Source organism: Cupriavidus sp. SZY C1 (assembly GCF_032190535.1).
Lineage (GTDB): Bacteria > Pseudomonadota > Gammaproteobacteria > Burkholderiales > Burkholderiaceae > Cupriavidus > Cupriavidus pauculus_C.
This window is the reverse complement of the sequence record NZ_JAUANU010000007.1, coordinates 149,776-166,548: the sequence shown is the minus strand read 5'-3', so window position 1 is coordinate 166,548 and position 16,773 is coordinate 149,776. Positions and strand designations below refer to the sequence as shown.

At 69.8% G+C, this 16,773-nt stretch carries 13 protein-coding genes; 8 read left to right on the top strand and 5 right to left on the bottom strand.

Annotation, left to right across the window (positions count from 1 at the left end; all coding sequences use genetic code 11):
* Positions 1–6: 6 nt before the first annotated feature.
* The 5 genes from QTN24_RS13400 to QTN24_RS13380 all read right to left on the bottom strand — a co-directional run bounded on the left by QTN24_RS13400 (position 7) and on the right by QTN24_RS13380 (position 7,788).
* Positions 7–423, bottom strand: a complete 417-nt coding sequence (locus tag QTN24_RS13400) for a gamma-butyrobetaine hydroxylase-like domain-containing protein (protein ID WP_124682471.1) — start codon at positions 421–423, stop codon at positions 7–9.
* 51 nt (positions 424–474) lie between these two features.
* The gene (locus QTN24_RS13395; protein ID WP_313837671.1) at positions 475–2,412 is read right to left on the bottom strand and encodes an ABC transporter ATP-binding protein/permease; all 1,938 of its coding nucleotides are present in this window, start codon (positions 2,410–2,412) and stop codon (positions 475–477) included.
* A 123-nt stretch (positions 2,413–2,535) separates the two neighbouring features.
* Positions 2,536–2,970 (bottom strand): HIT family protein, encoded by a 435-nt coding sequence (locus QTN24_RS13390; protein ID WP_313837669.1) that lies wholly within the window; start codon positions 2,968–2,970, stop codon positions 2,536–2,538.
* 90 nt (positions 2,971–3,060) lie between these two features.
* On the bottom strand, positions 3,061–7,035 hold the full coding sequence (locus QTN24_RS13385) for an FAD/FMN-binding oxidoreductase (protein WP_313837667.1): 3,975 nt from the start codon (positions 7,033–7,035) through the stop codon (positions 3,061–3,063).
* 174 nt (positions 7,036–7,209) lie between these two features.
* The gene (locus tag QTN24_RS13380) at positions 7,210–7,788 is read right to left on the bottom strand and encodes a YqaA family protein (RefSeq protein ID WP_124682475.1); all 579 of its coding nucleotides are present in this window, start codon (positions 7,786–7,788) and stop codon (positions 7,210–7,212) included.
* A gap of 267 nt (positions 7,789–8,055) precedes the next feature.
* Between QTN24_RS13380 and QTN24_RS13375 the strand changes: the two genes are divergently transcribed.
* The 8 genes from QTN24_RS13375 to QTN24_RS13340 all read left to right on the top strand — a co-directional run bounded on the left by QTN24_RS13375 (position 8,056) and on the right by QTN24_RS13340 (position 16,269).
* Positions 8,056–8,571: a (2Fe-2S)-binding protein gene (locus tag QTN24_RS13375; RefSeq protein WP_124682476.1), complete on the top strand. Its 516-nt coding sequence runs from the start codon at positions 8,056–8,058 to the stop codon at positions 8,569–8,571.
* Between the two features lie 11 nt (positions 8,572–8,582).
* Positions 8,583–10,967, top strand: coding sequence for a xanthine dehydrogenase family protein molybdopterin-binding subunit (locus QTN24_RS13370; protein WP_124682477.1), 2,385 nt, complete (start codon positions 8,583–8,585; stop codon positions 10,965–10,967).
* Positions 10,968–10,981: 14 nt separating this feature from the next.
* Positions 10,982–11,782 (top strand): FAD binding domain-containing protein, encoded by an 801-nt coding sequence (locus QTN24_RS13365; RefSeq protein WP_124682478.1) that lies wholly within the window; start codon positions 10,982–10,984, stop codon positions 11,780–11,782.
* A gap of 125 nt (positions 11,783–11,907) precedes the next feature.
* Positions 11,908–12,804: a MoxR family ATPase gene (locus QTN24_RS13360; RefSeq protein ID WP_313837663.1), complete on the top strand. Its 897-nt coding sequence runs from the start codon at positions 11,908–11,910 to the stop codon at positions 12,802–12,804.
* A 1-nt stretch (position 12,805) separates the two neighbouring features.
* Positions 12,806–14,002 (top strand): VWA domain-containing protein, encoded by a 1,197-nt coding sequence (locus QTN24_RS13355; RefSeq protein ID WP_313837661.1) that lies wholly within the window; start codon positions 12,806–12,808, stop codon positions 14,000–14,002.
* A 31-nt stretch (positions 14,003–14,033) separates the two neighbouring features.
* Positions 14,034–14,639 carry a carbon monoxide dehydrogenase subunit G gene (locus tag QTN24_RS13350; RefSeq protein ID WP_313837659.1) on the top strand — a complete coding sequence of 202 codons (606 nt, stop codon included), beginning with the start codon at positions 14,034–14,036 and terminating at the stop codon, positions 14,637–14,639.
* A complete protein-coding gene (locus QTN24_RS13345) occupies positions 14,612–15,667 on the top strand; it encodes an XdhC family protein (protein WP_313837657.1) in 1,056 nt (351 codons plus the stop codon). Before QTN24_RS13350 ends, QTN24_RS13345 begins: the two co-directional genes overlap by 28 nt.
* The gene (locus QTN24_RS13340) at positions 15,664–16,269 is read left to right on the top strand and encodes a nucleotidyltransferase family protein (protein WP_313837655.1); all 606 of its coding nucleotides are present in this window, start codon (positions 15,664–15,666) and stop codon (positions 16,267–16,269) included. Before QTN24_RS13345 ends, QTN24_RS13340 begins: the two co-directional genes overlap by 4 nt.
* Positions 16,270–16,773: the final 504 nt, after the last annotated feature.

Below are 16,773 nucleotides of genomic sequence, written 5' to 3'. Positions count from 1 at the left end.
CTTGATTCAGTGATGATGGCCGCAGGCGTGGCCGCCGGCCGCAGGCATCGGCGCGTCGCGGTCCAGCCCGGCGGCTTGCAGCCGCTGCAGGTAGCCCGTCCACAGCGATTCCTGCTGGTCGCCCAGGCGGTACAGCAGTTCCCACGTGTAGATGCCGGTGTCGTGGCCGTCGTCGAAACGGATCTGGATCGCGTAGTTGCCCACCGGCTCCACGGCGGCGATGCCGACGTGGCGCTTGCCGGTCTGCAGCGTTTCCTGTCCGGGCCCATGGCCCTGGACTTCGGCGGAGGGCGAGTATACGCGCAGCAGCTCGAACGGCAGCCGCCAGGTGCGGCCATTGTCGAAGCCGATTTCCAGCACGCGCGATTGCGTGTGGACGGTCAGCGCGGTGGGATGAGGAGTGTCTTTGTCCAGGCCAGCCATGATCAGGAGTGCCGCGCCGCCGGCCCGGCTCCAGGGGCGGCGCCGGCGTCGTCACGCGTCTTCTACGACCCGATAGCTTACTCCACCCCCCTCGCCTTGCCCATCCCGCGGCCCGCCGCCACTTTCGTCGCTGGCGCCGTTGGCCGGGCCGGCCGCCGGCACGTAGCGCAGGCGCCGGTTGTGGAACGCGGCCACGGTGCTGCGGTGCGCAATGCTGACGATGGCCGCGCCGGGCAGCGCATCGACCATCAACTGGTACATGGCGCGCTCGGTGTCCTCGTCCAGCGCGCTGGTGGCCTCGTCCAGGAACAGGAAGTCGGGCTTCTGCAGCAGCGCCCGGGCGAAGGCCAGCCGCTGCTGCTCGCCGGGCGACAGCCGCAGCGACCAGTTGTCGAAGACGTCCAGATGCCGCGCCAGGAAGCCTAGCTGCGCGCGCCGCAGCACGTCGGCCAGCGTCTCGCGCGAATGGGCGTTGCCGGCGTCCGGGTAGGACAGCGCATCGGCCAGCGTGCCGATCGGCAGGTAGCTGCGCTGCGGCAGGAACAGCGTGCGGCGCGCCGGCATCGTGATGCGGCCGCACCCGTAGGGCCAGATGCCGGCCAGCGCGCGGAACAGCACGCTCTTGCCGCAGCCCGACGGGCCGCTGACCAGCCAGCGCTCGCCCGGCGCGATCGACAGCGAGAACGGCGCCACCAGCGGGCGCATGCCGGGCTGGCCGGCGCCTTCCACGCCCTCGCCGGCCACGCCCTCGTCGTCCACGCCAAACCCGCCGCGCACCGGCAGCGCCAGCGCCAGCCCGCTGATGGCGATGCCGGCATCCGCGCCGTCGGTGGCCGTCACCACCTCGATGTCGCCCGGGCCCTCGTGCGTCAGGTCCTGCCGCTCGGCCACGCGCATGGCTTCCTGGAAGTCGATCAGCCGGTTGGCGGCCGCCTTCCAGCCCACCAGCGTCGCGTAGCTGTCGACGAACCAGGACAGCGCGCCCTGCACCTGGCCGAATGCCGAATTAATCTGCATCAGGCCGCCCAGCGTCAGCTTGCCCGAGAAGTAGCGCGGCGCGGCCACCAGCAGCGGGAAGATGATCGCGAACTGGCCGTAGCCCGAGTTCACGAACGTCAGCCGCCGCGTGTAGCGCATGAGCTGGTTCCAGTTGGCCCGGATCCGCTCGAAGCGGGCGCGCAGGCCGCCTTCCTCGGTCGGCTCGCCGCGGTAGAGCGCCACGGGCTCGCTGTTCTCGCGCAGCCGCACGAGCATGAAACGGAAATTAGCCTCGTACTGTTCCTGCTGGAAAGACAGGCCGATCAGCGGCCGGCCGACGAAGTGGGCGATCAGCGAGCCGACCACGGCGTAGCCGATCGCAAACCAGACCATGTAGCCGGGGATGGTCACGTCGACGCCGCCGAGCACGAAGCTGATGGGCCCCGACACCACCCACAGGATGCCGATGAACGACACCAGCGTGACCACCGAGTTCAGCAGCCCCATCGACAGCGTCAGCGCGCCGTCGGTGAACTGGCGCAGGTCGTCGGCCAGCCGCTGGTCGGGGTTGTCGGTCGAATGGGTCTGTTCGATGCGGTAGTACGCCTGGTGGCCCAGCCAGCGCCGCAGGAACGTGCCGGTCATCCACGTCCGCCAGCGCATCTGCAGCATCATCTGGTAGTACTGGCGCGAGATGGCCAGCACGATGAAGCAGGCCGCGATCCACGAGAACCGCAGCAGCAGCGCCTTGAACGACACGAAGTCGCGCTGCTCGATGGCGTTGTAGAACACGCGGTTCCACTCGTTGAGCAGCACGTTGATGTAGACGATGCCCAGGTTCAGCGCCACGACCAGCGCCAGCAGGCCCAGCCCGGCCTTGCGGTCCTCGGAACGCCAGTACGGCTTGATCAGTGCCCAGGTGGCCGCCAGGCGCAGCCGGCTCTGGTTCTTCAGGGCCTCGGCGGGGACGGCCGGGCCCGGCACGGTAACGGACGAAGGGGTGGAAGACATGGCGCCAGCGGTTGGCCCGCCGCCAACGGCCGGCGGGCATGTTGTTGTTCGACCGGTGTCAGACGTACCGCCACCGGGGCGGGTTCCTCGCCTGACGGCTACGGCACTTTACCAAGGACGGCGTCAGTCGGCAGCGCCCAGCGCGGACAGGGCCGCCCGCAGCGTGGGCAGCCGCGTCTGCAGCTCGGCAATGCGCGCCGCATCGGCGTTGCGCTGCGGCGCGGCCCAGACCGCTTCGGGAAAGTGAGTGTCCCAGCGGTAGCGCGGGATGATGTGCCAGTGCAGGTGCGGCACCATGTTGCCGAACGCCGCCAGGTTGACCTTGTCCGGCCCCATCACCTCGCGCACCACCCGCTCCACGCGCGCCACCAGCCGCATCAGCCAGGCCTGGTCGGGCTCGTCGAGGTCGGTCAGCTCGGCCGCGTGGTCGTTCCAGACCACCCGGCAGAACCCTGGAAACCGTTCCGCCTCCACCAGAATCACGCGGGCGCGGTCGCCCATCCAGACCAGCTCGCCGCCGTCGGTTTCGCAGAGGGGACAGGAGGGCAGTCGGTGCATGGTGGTCGGCCTGGGGATGTGGATGGTTGGCGCCCCGCTCCCGCCAAGCGGGAGCGGGGCGTTGAGACGGCGCGGACGGACGTTGCCGCGTTACACCAGCACCCGCTCGATCCCGCCCGCGTTGGCCTTGGCCACGTACTCGGGCATCCAGTTCTCGCCCAGCAGGTGCCTGGCCATTTCCACCACGATGTAGTCGGCGGTAACCGCGGCGTCCTCGTTGTAGCGCGACAGGCCCTGCAGGCACGACGGGCAGCTCGTCAGGATCTTGACGTCGCCGTTGAAGTCGTCGGCGCGCAGCTTGCCGGCGCCCTTGCGCATTTCCTCTTCCTTGCGGAAGCGGATCTGCGTCGACACGTCCGGCCGCGTCACGGCCAGCGTGCCCGATTCGCCGCAGCAGCGGTCGTTCTTCTCGATCTTGCCGCCGCCCTGGTTGCCGCCCATCAGGTCGTTGACCAGCCTGGTCGGGTCCATCGTCTTGATCGGCGTGTGGCAGGGGTCGTGGTACATGTACCGCGTGCCGGTCACGCCTTCCAGCTTCACGCCCTTTTCCAGCAGGTACTCGTGGATGTCGATGATCCGGCAGCCCGGGAAGATCTTGTCGAATTCGTAGCCGGCAAGCTGGTCGTAGCACGTGCCGCAGCTCACCACCACGGTCTTGATGTCGAGGTAGTTCAGCGTGTTGGCCACGCGGTGGAACAGCACGCGGTTGTCGCTGACCATCTTCTCGGCCTTGTCATACTGGCCGGCGCCGCGCTGCGGGTAGCCGCAGCACAGGTAGCCCGGCGGCAGCACGGTCTGCACGCCCACGTGCCACAGCATGGCCTGCGTGGCCAGCCCCACCTGCGAGAACAGCCGCTCCGAGCCGCAGCCCGGGAAGTAGAACACGGCCTCGGTCTCGGGCGTGGTCAGCCTGGGGTCGCGGATGATCGGGACGATCTCGTTGTCCTCGATGTCCAGCAGCGCCCGGGCCGTCTTCTTGGGCAGGTTGCCCGGCATCTTCTTGTTGATGAAGTGAATCACCTGCTCCTGCACCGGCGGCTTGCCCACCGTGGCAGGCGGATGCTGGGTCTGCTTCTTCGCGAACTTCTTCAGCACCTCGTTGCCCAGGCGCTGGGCCTTGTAGCCCACGCCCATCATGGCCGTGCGGGCCAGGTTGATGGTCTGCGGGTTGGTCGCGTTCAGGAAGAACATCGACGCCGCGGCACCGGGATTGAACTTCTTCTGGCCCATCTTGCGCAGCAGGTTGCGCATGTTCATCGACACGTCGCCGAAGTCGATCTTGACCGGGCACGGCGTCACGCACTTGTGGCAGACCGTGCAGTGGTCGGCCACGTCCGAAAACTCGTCCCAGTGCTTGATCGACACCCCGCGGCGCGTCTGTTCCTCGTACAGGAACGCCTCCACCAGCAGCGACGTGGCCAGGATCTTGTTGCGCGGGCTGTACAGCAGGTTGGCGCGCGGCACGTGCGTGGCGCAGACCGGCTTGCACTTGCCGCAGCGCAGGCAGTCCTTCACGCTGTCGGCAATGGCGCCGATGTCGCTCTGCTGCATGATGATCGACTCGTGCCCCATCAGCCCGAACGAAGGCGTGTAGGCATTGCGCAGGTCGGCCCCGGGCAGCAGCTTGCCCTTGTTGAAGCGGCCCTGCGGGTCCACGCGCTGCTTGTACGCGCGGAATTCGCCAATCTCGTCCTCGGTCAGGAATTCGAGTTTGGTGATGCCGATGCCGTGCTCGCCGGAGATCACGCCGTCCAGCGACCGCGCCAGGTCCATGATGCGGGCCACCGCGCGGTGCGCGTCCTGCAGCATGTCGTAGTCGTCGGAGTTGACCGGGATGTTCGTGTGGACGTTGCCGTCGCCGGCGTGCATGTGCAGCGCCACGAAGACCCGGCCGCGCAGCACCTGCTTGTGGATCTTCTGCGCCTCGTCCAGGATGGGCTTGAACTCGCCGCCGTTGAAGATCTTGCGCAGCTCGGCGCGGATCTCGCTCTTCCAGCTCACGCGGATCGTGCGGTCCTGCATCAGGTGGAACACGGCCGCGTCCGGCTGCACCTGCAGCCGCTGGTCGAAGGCCGGCCCCAGCAGCCCCAGCCCGTGGCCGATCAGCGACGCACGGGCCGTCTGCAGCGGCGTGTCCAGGTGGTCCTGCAGGTAGCGCCAGCGGGCGCGGATCTCGCGCAGCAGCGTCAGCGCGTGCTGCACGCGGTCTTCCAGCAGCTCGGCGCTGGGAATCTCGTTGGCGTCGTCGCTGCGGCCCAGCGGCAGGTTGCCGCGCGCAAAGAACGCTTCCAGCTCGTCCACGAGCTTGAGCTTGTTCTTGACCGACAGCTCGATGTTGATGCGCTCGATGCCGTCGGTGTACTCGCCCATCCGCGGCAGCGGAATCACCACGTCCTCGTTGATCTTGAACGCGTTGGTGTGGCGGGCGATGGCCGCCGTGCGCGAGCGGTCCAGCCAGAACTTCTTGCGCGCCTCGGGGCTCACGGCAATGAAACCCTCGCCGCTCTTGCCGTTGGCCATGCGGATGACCTCGGACGTGGCGCGCGCCACGGCGTCCTCGTCGTCACCGACGATGTCGCCAATCAGCACCATCTTCGGGAACGCGTTGCGCTTGCTCTTGGTGGCGTAGCCCACGGCGCGCAGGTAGCGCTCGTCCAGGTGTTCCAGGCCGGCCAGGATCGCCCCGCCCTCGCGCTTCGATTCCGCGTCCAGGAAATCCTTGATCTCGACGATGCTCGGAATGGCGTCGCGCGGCTGGCCGAAGAACTCCAGGCAGACCGTGCGGATGTGCTTCGGCATGCGGTGCAGGATCCAGCGCGCGCTCGTGATGATGCCGTCGCAGCCTTCCTTCTGCACGCCGGGCAGGCCGGCCAGGAACTTGTCCGTGACGTCCTTGCCCAGCCCTTCCTTGCGGAACTTGCGGCCCTCGATGGCCAGCGTCTCGGTGCGCAGCACCTTTTCGCCGGGCCGGCGGTTGCCGTCCGACCACGTCAGTTCGAACGTCGCCACGGCCACGTCGTGGATCTTGCCGAGGTTGTGGTCCATCCGCGTGATTTCGAGCCAGTTGCCCTCGGGATCGACCATGCGCCACCACGCCAGGTTGTCCAGCGCCGTGCCCCACAGCACCGCCTTCTTGCCGCCGGCGTTCATCGCCACGTTGCCGCCGATGCACGACGCATCGATCGACGTCGGGTCCACCGCGAACACCAGCCCGGCCTTGTCGGCCGCGTCGGCCACGCGGCGCGTCACCACGCCGGCGCCCGAGTAGATCGTGGCCACCTTGTGGTCGACGCCCGGCAGGTCGGTCATCTCCACGTCGCCCAGCTGTTCCAGCTTCTCGGTGTTGATCACGGCCGAGAACGGCGTCAGCGGCACGGCGCCGCCGGTGTAGCCGGTGCCGCCCCCGCGCGGAATGATCGTCAGGCCCAGTTCGAAGCAGCCCTTGACCAGCCCGGCAATCTCTTCCTCGGTGTCGGGGGTCAGCACCACGAACGGGTATTCCACGCGCCAGTCGGTGGCGTCGGTCACGTGCGACACGCGCGACAGGCCGTCGAACTTGATGTTGTCCTTCTGGGTCACCTTGCCCAGCACGCGCTGGGTGCGCTTGCGCAGCGCGTAGGCATCGGCAAATTCCTGCTGGAACGCCTCGATCGCCTGCTTGGCGAATGCCACCAGCTGCTCCACGCGGTGCGAGCGGTCCTCGGCGGCCGGCTCGGCGTGCTCGGCACGGTCGGCGGCGCGGCGTTTCTCGATCTCGGCCAGGCGGTGGTGCAGCGCGCTCACCAGCATCTGGCGGCGCTTGGGATTTTCCAGCAGGTCGTCCTGCAGATAGGGATTGCGGCGGACTACCCAGATGTCGCCCAGCACCTCGTAGAGCATCCGCGCCGAGCGGCCGGTGCGGCGCTCGCCCCGCAGTTCGTGGAGGATGCGCCAGGCTTCCTCGCCGAGCAGACGGATGACAATCTCGCGATCCGAAAACGACGTGTAGTTATAGGGGATCTCGCGCAGGCGCGGCGGGGCGTCCTGCGCTGCGAGCTTGGCGTCGAGCACGAGTGGGGCATTCATGGGCGGGACCGCTTCGAAACTGCGCACGGGGACAGTGCGCGTTTTTCATTAAAGCGCGATTGTACTGCACCGCTTCGTTTTGCTGCGCCGCACCATCGGCGGTTCGGACCAATAACCCCTGAATTTGTCAGGAATCCCGCGCGGATTGCATGCAATTCCCGACTTCCGGCGCATTCAGAACCACTGGCGGATCGCCTCGCCGGCGCCCTGCCAGAACGAATCCGGGATCCAGAGCAGGCTGGCGGTCATGACCAGGTAGCGCAGGAACTTGCCGATCGCCATATAGAACAGGCTCGGCCAGAACGGCATCCGCAGCCAGCCGGCCAGTGTGCAGAGCGGATCACCTATGGCGGGCAGCCACGACAGCAGCATCGTCGGCGGGCCGTGGCGGCGCATCCAGCGCGAATATTTCTTGTCCAGCTTGGGCTTGTGCGGCTTGCGCGGGTGCGGCCGGTGCTCGGCGTGCTCCACCTCGTGCTCGTGGTGCTGGCGGTGCTGGCGAAAGCGCACCACGGCCAGCTTGGCCGCGTAGCCCAGCCACCAGTCGATGGCGCCGCCCACCGTGTTGCCGGCCGTGGCGACCAGCACGGCCGGCCAGAACATGTCCGGATTCAGCTTGACGTAGCCGAACACGGCCGGCTCCGAGCCCAGCGGCAGCAGCGTGGCCGAGATCAGGCTGACGACGAAGATGGCGGGCAGTCCCACCTTGGGCAAGGCAACGGTGTCGAACAGCCAGTCGAGAAAGGCTTCCATGGGCGGCGCGTGGGCCAGGCCGCCTGGCCGCGGGCCCCGGAGGGCAACCCGCATGGCAGGGCCTGAGGATTTGTGATTTACTTTTAGAGCCAGTTGCGGCGATTCGTTCACTACGCCGCGCCGGCCGGGGCAAACCCGGCAGCACCAATATCACGAAATAGCCGTCTCAACCAAGCGGCAGTACCGCGTCGTGGCCAGTCCCGCGCAGTCATCCATTCGGGAATCGGCGGAGCTGGCCATGCGCGCACACCCCACATGGAGACAAGCATGGCCATTCCGATCCGCCTGACGGTCAACGGCAAGCCCGTTGACGCCCAGGTCGAACCCAACACCCTCCTGGTCCAGTTCCTGCGCGAACAGCTGCGCCTGACCGGCACGCACGTGGGCTGCGACACCGCGCAGTGCGGCGCCTGCACCGTCCACCTGGACGGCCAGGCCGTGAAGTCGTGCAACCTGCTTGCCGTGCAGGTCGACGGCGCCACCGTGACCACCATCGAGGGGCTGGCGCCCGATGGCCAGATGCACCCGGTGCAGCAGGCATTCCGCGAATGCCACGGCCTGCAGTGCGGGTTCTGCACGCCGGGCATGGTCATGGCCGCCACCTCGCTGCTCCAGCACCAGCCCAACGCCGACGCGCAGGCCATCCGCGAGCAGCTGGACGGCAACCTGTGCCGCTGCACCGGCTACCACAACATCGTGCGGGCCGTGCAGAAGGGGCAGGCGATCATGCAGGGCCAGGGCACGCCGCAGCAGAGCGACCTGGCCGCGGCCAGCGCCGAATAACGGAGACCGTCATGAACGCACCCGAAAAGCACCCGTTCATCGGCACGCCCGTCCTGCGCAAGGAGGACTACCGCTTCCTGACCGGCAACGGCCAGTACACCGACGACGTCACGCTGCCGCACCAGAGCTACGGCTACTTCCTGCGCTCGCCCCACGCGCACGCGCGCATCCGGTCGATCGACACGCAGGCGGCCCGGTCCGCGCCGGGCGTGATCGCCGTGCTGACCGGCGACGACATGGCCGCCGACAAGGTGGGCGGCCTGCCCTGCGGCTGGCTGATCCACAGCATCGACGGCACGCCGATGAAGGAGCCGCCCCACCCCGCCCTGGCGCACGGCAAGGTCCGCCACGTGGGCGACCAGGTGGCGCTGGTGATCGCCGAATCGCTGCAGCAGGCGCGCGACGCCTCGGAGCTGATCGACGTGGACTACGACGAGCTGCCCGCCGTGGTCAGCCCGGCCAACGCCGCGTCGGCCGCCACGCTGGTCCACGACGACGTGCCCGCCAACACCTGCTACACCTGGGGCCACGGCGACAAGGCCGCCACCGACGCCGCCTTTGCGCGCGCGGCCCACGTGACCACGCTGGAAATCGTCAACAACCGGCTGATCCCGAACGCGATCGAGCCGCGCGCGGTCAACGCCAGCTACACCCGCCAGGACGACAGCTACACGGTCTACGTGGCCAACCAGAACCCGCACGTGGAACGGCTGCTGATGGGCGCCTTCGTGCTGGGGCTGCCCGAGTCGCGCCTGCGCATCATCGCGCCCGACGTGGGCGGCGGCTTTGGCTCGAAGATCTTCCTGTACCCCGAGGACGTGGCGCTCACGTGGGCGTCGAAGAAGGTGGGCCGGCCGGTCAAGTGGACGGCCGAGCGGTCCGAGTCGTTCCTGACCGACGCCCACGGCCGCGACCACGTGACCAGGGCCGAGCTGGCGCTGGACGCCGACGGCAAGTTCCTGGCGATGCGCGTGCACACGGTGGCCAACATGGGCGCGTACCTGTCCACGTTCGCCAGCAGCGTGCCGACCATCCTCTACGCCACGCTGCTGGCCGGCCAGTACGCCACGCCGGCCATCTACGCCGAGGTGCAGGCCGTCTTCACCAACACCGCGCCGGTCGATGCCTACCGCGGCGCGGGCCGCCCCGAGGCCACCTACGTGGTGGAACGGCTGGTGGAAGCCGCCGCGCGCGAGACCGGCACCGACCCGGCCGCGCTGCGCCGCAAGAACTTCATCCGCACCTTCCCGTACGCCACGCCCGTGGGCCTGACCTACGACACCGGCGACTACGAGCCGTGCCTGGCGCGGGCCGAGGAGCTGGCCGACGTGGCCGGCTTTCCCCAGCGGCGCGAGGCGGCCAGACAGCGCGGCAAGCTGCGCGGGCTGGGCTACTCGTGCTACATCGAGGCGTGCGGCCTGGCCCCGTCGAACATCGCCGGCGCGCTCGGCGCCCGGGCCGGGCTGTTCGAAGTGGGCGAGATCCGCGTGCATCCCACCGGCACCGTCACGGTGTTCACGGGGTCGCACAGCCACGGGCAGGGCCACGAGACCACGTTCGCGCAGATCGTGGCGGACCGGCTGGGCATCGGGCTGGACGCCGTGGAGATCGTGCACGGCGATACCGGCCGCGTGCCGTTCGGCATGGGCACCTACGGCTCGCGCTCGCTGGCCGTGGGCGGGTCGGCGATCATGAAGGCGCTGGACAAGATCGAGGCCAAGGCCAAGAAGATCGCGGCCCACCTGCTGGAAGCGTCCGACGCCGACATCGAGTTCCAGGACGGCGTGTTCCGGCTGGCCGGCACCGACCGCACCAAGACCTTCGGCGAGGTGGCGCTGACCGCCTACGTGCCGCACAACTACCCGCTCGACAAGCTGGAGCCGGGCCTGAACGAGAACGCGTTCTACGACCCCACCAACTTCACGTACCCGTCCGGCGCCTACATCTGCGAGGTGGAGGTGGACCCCGACACCGGCGAATCGGAAGTCATCAAGTTCACGGCCGTGGACGACTTCGGCAACGTCATCAACCCGATGATCGTCGAGGGCCAGGTGCACGGCGGGATTGGCCAGGGGCTCGGGCAGGCGATGCTGGAGCAGTGCATCTACGACCCCGACAGCGGCCAGCTGCTGACCGGGTCGTACATGGACTACGCGATGCCGCGCGCGGGCGACCTGCCCGACTTCACGGTGGAAACCTCCAGCGGCACGCCCTGCACGCACAACCCGCTGGGCGTGAAGGGCTGCGGCGAGGCCGGCGCCATCGGCTCGCCGCCGGCCTTCATCAACGCGCTGGTCGACGCGCTGGCGCCGCTGGGCGTGCGCGACGTGCAGATGCCCGCCACGCCGCACCGGGTGTGGCAGGCCATCCAGTCCGCGCAGGGTAGCGCGGCATAACCGGGGAGACGACCATGTACGCATTCCAGTACGAACGCGCCACGGACGCCCAGTCCGCCGTGGCCAAGCTCAAGGCCGACGGCGACGCCAAGATCCTGGCCGGCGGCCAGAGCCTGCTGGCCGCGATGAAGCTGCGGCTGGCGGCGCCATCGACGCTGATCGACATCAACCGCATCCCCGGCATGGCCGAGATCCACGTGCAGGGCGACGAACTCGTGATCGGCGCCTGCGCCCGGCACGCCGACGTGGCGGCGCACCCCGACGTGATGCGCCGCATCCCGGCCCTGGCCGCGCTGGCCCACGTGATCGGCGACCGGCAGGTGCGCGCGGTGGGCACGCTGGGCGGATCGCTGGCCAACGACGACCCCGCCGCCGACTATCCGGCCGCCGTGCTGGGGCTGAACGCCACCGTGGTCACGGACCGCCGCAGCATTGCGGCCGACGACTTCTTCAAGGGCCTCTACGAGACCGCGCTGGCGCCCGACGAGCTGATCACGGCCGTGCGCTTTCCCGTACCTGACCAGGCCGGCTACGAGAAGATGCGCAACCCGGCATCGCGCTTCGCCCTGGTCGGCGTGATGGTGGCCCGCACCGGCAACACCGTCCGCGTGGCGGTAACCGGCGCGGCCGACAGCGTGTTCCGCGCCCCGGCGCTGGAACAGGCCCTGTCGGCCAGCTTCACCCCCGCCGCCGCCCGCGCGGTCAGGATGGACCCGTCCGGCCTGAACGGCGACCTCCACGCCTCTCCCGAGTACCGGGCCCACCTGATCCCCGTGCTGGCCGCCCGCGCGGTGGAGCAGGCGCTGAAGGGGTGACGGCGCCTGGGTGCGCCCCTCTCCCGCGCGGGAGAGGGGCCGGGGGCCGAGAGCCCGGCCTGCCAGGCCGCCACCGGCCCGGATCGACCCGGCAGCCTTGTCCCATGTCTCTAGCGGCGTAGCCCATGCTCCCCACCTCCATCGACCAGACCCTCGCCGCGCTGGAAACCCAGCACTATTACGCCGACCGCGAAGCGGCCACGGTGCTGTACCTGGCCCTGCGCATGCAGCGGCCGCTGTTCCTGGAAGGCGAGCCCGGCGTGGGCAAGACCGCGCTGGCGCATGCCATGGCCGGCATCCTGGGCACACGCCTGCTGCGGCTGCAGTGCTACGAGGGCCTGGACGCGGCCAGCGCGCTGTACGAGTGGGACTACCCGCGCCAGATCATGGCGCTGCGGCTGGCCGAGGCGCGCGGCGAGCGGCCCGAGCAGCAGTCGCTCTACCACGACGACTACCTGCTCAAGCGCCCGCTGCTAGAAGCCCTGCTGCCCGACCCCGCCGCGCCCGGCGTGCCGCGCGTGCTGCTGATCGACGAGATCGACCGCGCCGACGAGCCGTTCGAGGCGTTCCTGCTGGAGATCCTGTCCGAATACCAGGTGTCGATCCCGGAGATCGGCGTGATCCAGGCCGAACGGCCGCCGCTGATCGTGATCACGTCCAACCGCACGCGCGAGGTGCACGACGCGCTCAAGCGCCGCTGCCTCTACCAGTGGATGGGCTACCCGGGCCGCGACCGCGAACTGCGCATCGTGGCCGCCCGCGCGCCCGAGGCCGCCGCCGCGTTGCAGCGGCAGGCCGTCGACTTCATCCACCGGCTGCGCGGCATCGACCTGTTCAAGGCGCCCGGCATTGCCGAGGCCATCGACTGGTGCCGCGCGCTGGCCGCGCTGGGCGTGACCGAACTGGACCCGCAGTCGGTGCGCGACACGCTTGGCGTGCTGCTCAAGTACCAGGACGACCTGGCGCGCGCCGACGGCCCGACCATCGCCGAGCTGCTGGCCGGCGCCACCCCGGCGGCCTGAGATGACGCCCGCCGCCGCACCCGCCCTGCCGATGCTGGCGCGCAACGTCACGCATTTCACGCGGCTGCTGCGCGATGCCGGCTTCGGGCTGTCGCCGGCGCACGCCGTGGATGCGCTGGAGGCGCTGCGCCACGTCGACATCGGCGCCCGGCAGGAAGTACGCGCGGCGCTGGCGGCGCTGATGCTGTCCGGGCCAGACCAGCGGCCGCTGTTCGACGCCGCCTTCGACCTGTTCTGGCGCGACCCCGACTGGGAGGGCAAGCTGCGCGCGATGCTGCTGCCGCGCGTGGATGCCGGCGCGCCGCCGCCCCGGCGCAGCAACCGGCTGGCCGACGCGCTGGCCGCCCGCCAGCCGGCCGCCGCCCGCCCCGACACGCCGATGCGCGAGGAACGCTTTACCGCGCCGCTGACGTTCTCGGCCCAGGAACGGCTGTCGAGCCGCGACTTCGACACGCTCACGGCCGACGAATGGCGCGCGCTGCAGCACCTGGTCCGCACCCGCCGCGCCCACCTGGCGCTGCAACGCACGCGCCGGCTGCGCGCCGCCACGGCCGGCACCCACGCCGACCTGCGCGCCAGCGCCCGGCTGGCCGTGCGCCAGCATGGCGAATGGCTGCGCTGGAAGCACCGCCGGCAGGTCGCGCGCAAGCCGCCCGTGGTACTGCTGCTCGACATCTCGGGGTCGATGAGCCAGTACTCGCGCGCGGTGCTGTACTACTGCCACGCGCTGATGCAGTCGCGCGAGCGCATGCACGTGTTCCTGTTCGGCACGCGGCTCACCAACGTCACGCGCCGGCTGCGCGAGCGCGACCCGGACGACGCCGTGACGCTGATCGCCGGGCAGGTGCGCGACTGGGCCGGCGGCACGCGCATCGGCGCGGCGCTGGCCGCGTTCAACCGGCAATGGGCGCGCCGCACGCTGGCCGGGCGCGCCACGGTGCTGCTGGTCAGCGACGGCATCGACCTCGAACACATCGACCTGCTGGCGCAGGAAATGGCCCGGCTGCGGCGCTTTGCGCACCGCATCGTCTGGCTGAACCCGCTGCTGCGCTATGCGGGCTTTGCGCCACAGGCGCGCGGCATCCAGGCCATCCTGCCGTACGTGGACGCGCTGCGCCCCGCGCACAACCTGGACAGCCTGCTGGCGCTGGAAACGCTGCTGGCGGACGACCGCCCGCCCCGTCTGTCCCACCGGTGAGACAAACCGGCCCTACAGGAGGAAATCCGCGATGGAAATGATCCAGACCCAGCGGCTGCCCGTGCCGCAGCAGGTGGCATGGGAGGCGCTGAACGACACGGCCCTGCTCAAGCAATGTATTCCCGGATGTGAGAGCATCGAGCCCGATGGCGACAACGCCTACCAGCTCGCGCTCACCGCGGCGGTCGGCCCCGTCAAGGCGCGCTTCAAGGGCCGCATGGCGCTGCAGGACATCCAGGCGCCGGACAGCTACACGATCCAGTTCGACGGACAGGGTGGCGCGGCCGGCTTCGGCAAGGGGTCGGCCCGCGTCACGCTGACCCCCGACGGTGACGCGGCCACGCTGCTGGCCTACACGGTGCAGGCGCAGGTGGGCGGCAAGATCGCGCAGATCGGCTCGCGGCTGGTGGACGCCGCCGCGCGCAAGATGGCGGACACGTTCTTCGCGCGCTTCACCGAGGCGGTGACCGGCGGCCCCGCAGAGGCGGGCGATGACGGCGACGGCATGGCGCCGGGCAGTGACAACAACGACAACTCCCAGAGCAATGGGGCCACCGAAGACGGCGACGCCGACGGTGGCGAGGAACAGGCAGGCAAGCGGAAACGATCATGGACAGCGTGGATCTCGAAGTCCTGAAGAGCAGTGTGAAGTGGCAGCAGGCCGGACACGGCGTGCTGCTGGTGACGGTGGTCAGGACGTGGGGCTCGTCGCCCCGCCCCGAAGGCGCGATGCTGGCGGTGCGCGACGACGGCCTGGTGGTCGGGTCGGTCTCGGGCGGCTGCATCGAGGACGACATCATCTATCGCGTGCACAAGGAGGGCATCCGCGCGGCGGGCCCGGAGGCGATGAAGTACGGCATCAGCGCCGAGGAAGCGCACCGCTTCGGGCTGCCCTGCGGCGGCACGATCGAACTGGTGGCCGAGCCGCTGGGGCCGCAGAGCGGCATTGCCGAACTGCTCGGCGCCGTGGAACAGGGCCGCCTGGTGGCGCGCTCGCTGGACATGGCCACCGGCCGCGCCACGCTGAGCCACGCGCAGGCGGCCGACGGGCTGTCGTTCGACGGCCGCACGCTGATGACCATCCACGGGCCGCGCTACCGCATGCTGGTGATCGGCGCGGGGCAGCTATCGAAGTACCTGTGCCAGATCGCAGTGGGGCTGGGCTTCCAGGTCACCGTCTGCGACCCGCGCGAGGAGTACACGGAGACGTGGGACATCCCCGGCGTGACCATGGTCCGCACGATGCCCGACGACACCGTCGAGGCCATGCGGCTGGACGAGCGCTGCGCGGTCATCGCGCTGACGCACGACCCCAAGCTCGACGACCTGGCGCTGATGGAGGCGCTGCGCACGCCGGCGTTCTACGTCGGCGCGCTGGGCTCGCGCCGCAACAACACCGCGCGCCGCGAGCGGCTCAAGGAGTTCGACCTGAGCGAGCAGCAACTGGCCCGGCTGCACGGGCCGGTGGGCATCTACATCGGCAGCCGCACGCCGCCCGAGATCGCCATTTCGATCCTGGCCGAGGTGGTCGCCGCCAAGAACCACGTGTCGCTGCCCGACATCCTGCAGGTGGAAGGCGCCAAGGCCGCACGCGAGATTGCCGCGGGCGAGGCCGAGTGCCCGATCCTGCCGGGCGGCGCACCCGTGACCGCCAGCCAGCCATGACCAGGCCCGCCCGCGCCCCGCTCACGCAGACCGACCTGCCCACCGGCATCCTGCTGGCCGCCGGCTTTGGCCGCCGCTTCGACCCGGCCGGCCTGCGCAACAAACTGCTGGAAACGATGCCTGACGGCCGCACCGTGGCATGGCGCAGCGCCCGCACACTGGCGGCCGGCCTGCCAAACTCGATCGCGGTGGTGCGGCCCGGCCACCCGGAACTGGCGGCCGAACTGAAACGCGGCGGCTGTAGGGTCATCGAATCGGCCGAAGCCGAAGCCGGCATGGGCGCCGCGCTGCGCGCCGGCGTGGCCGCCAGCGCCGACGCCCGCGGCTGGGTGGTCGCGCTGGCCGACATGCCGTGGCTGTCGATGGAACTGGTCCGCGCCGTGGCGCTGACCATCACCTCGCGCGACACCATCGCCGCCCCCTGGCGCGACGGCCGCCGCGGCCATCCTGTCGGCTTCGGCGCCGCATGGCGCGACGAACTGCTGAAACTGGACGGCGACGAAGGCGCCCGCGCGCTGCTGAAATCCCAGCCGGTCACCCGCATCCTCACCGAGGACGACGCCGCATTCCGCGATATCGACGTGCCGGGCGACCTGGTCTGAGAGACAGCGATGCGCCGGCGCTGAGAGACAGCGATGCGCCGGCGGCTGGCTCGCCGATGCCACGCGGTGCTGGCTGACGCGTCCCGCATGACCGCATGCCGGCTCCCCTCTCCCACGCAGTGGGAGAGGGGCTGGGGGTGAGGGCGTCGAGCATCTGCTTGCCGACAGGTCGCAATTTGCGACCGCCAGCCCTCACCCCCGGCCCCTCTCCCGCGTTGCGGGAGAGGGGAGCAAACAAGCGTCGGGCGAAACGTAGTGCTGGCTGACGCGGCCTGCATGACCGCATGCCGGCTCCCCTCTCCCACGCAGTGGGAGAGGGGTTGGGGGTGAGGGCGTCGAGGATCTGCTTGCCGACAATTCGCAATTTGGACCGCCAGCCCTCACCCCCGGCCCCTCTCCCGCGTTGCGGGAGAGGGGAGCAAACAAGCGTCGGGCGCAAACGTAGTGCTGGCTGACGCGGCCTGCATGACCGCATGCCGGCTCCCATCTCACACGCGGGAGCCG

Coding starts and splice junctions, on each gene's coding strand:
- QTN24_RS13400 (WP_124682471.1), bottom strand. CDS start 423: ATGGCTGGCCTGGACAAAGACACTCCTCATCCCACCGCGCTGACCGTC.
- QTN24_RS13395 (WP_313837671.1), bottom strand. CDS start 2,412: ATGTCTTCCACCCCTTCGTCCGTTACCGTGCCGGGCCCGGCCGTCCCC.
- QTN24_RS13390 (WP_313837669.1), bottom strand. CDS start 2,970: ATGCACCGACTGCCCTCCTGTCCCCTCTGCGAAACCGACGGCGGCGAG.
- QTN24_RS13385 (WP_313837667.1), bottom strand. CDS start 7,035: ATGAATGCCCCACTCGTGCTCGACGCCAAGCTCGCAGCGCAGGACGCC.
- QTN24_RS13380 (WP_124682475.1), bottom strand. CDS start 7,788: ATGGAAGCCTTTCTCGACTGGCTGTTCGACACCGTTGCCTTGCCCAAG.
- QTN24_RS13375 (WP_124682476.1), top strand. CDS start 8,056: ATGGCCATTCCGATCCGCCTGACGGTCAACGGCAAGCCCGTTGACGCC.
- QTN24_RS13370 (WP_124682477.1), top strand. CDS start 8,583: ATGAACGCACCCGAAAAGCACCCGTTCATCGGCACGCCCGTCCTGCGC.
- QTN24_RS13365 (WP_124682478.1), top strand. CDS start 10,982: ATGTACGCATTCCAGTACGAACGCGCCACGGACGCCCAGTCCGCCGTG.
- QTN24_RS13360 (WP_313837663.1), top strand. CDS start 11,908: ATGCTCCCCACCTCCATCGACCAGACCCTCGCCGCGCTGGAAACCCAG.
- QTN24_RS13355 (WP_313837661.1), top strand. CDS start 12,806: ATGACGCCCGCCGCCGCACCCGCCCTGCCGATGCTGGCGCGCAACGTC.
- QTN24_RS13350 (WP_313837659.1), top strand. CDS start 14,034: ATGGAAATGATCCAGACCCAGCGGCTGCCCGTGCCGCAGCAGGTGGCA.
- QTN24_RS13345 (WP_313837657.1), top strand. CDS start 14,612: ATGGACAGCGTGGATCTCGAAGTCCTGAAGAGCAGTGTGAAGTGGCAG.
- QTN24_RS13340 (WP_313837655.1), top strand. CDS start 15,664: ATGACCAGGCCCGCCCGCGCCCCGCTCACGCAGACCGACCTGCCCACC.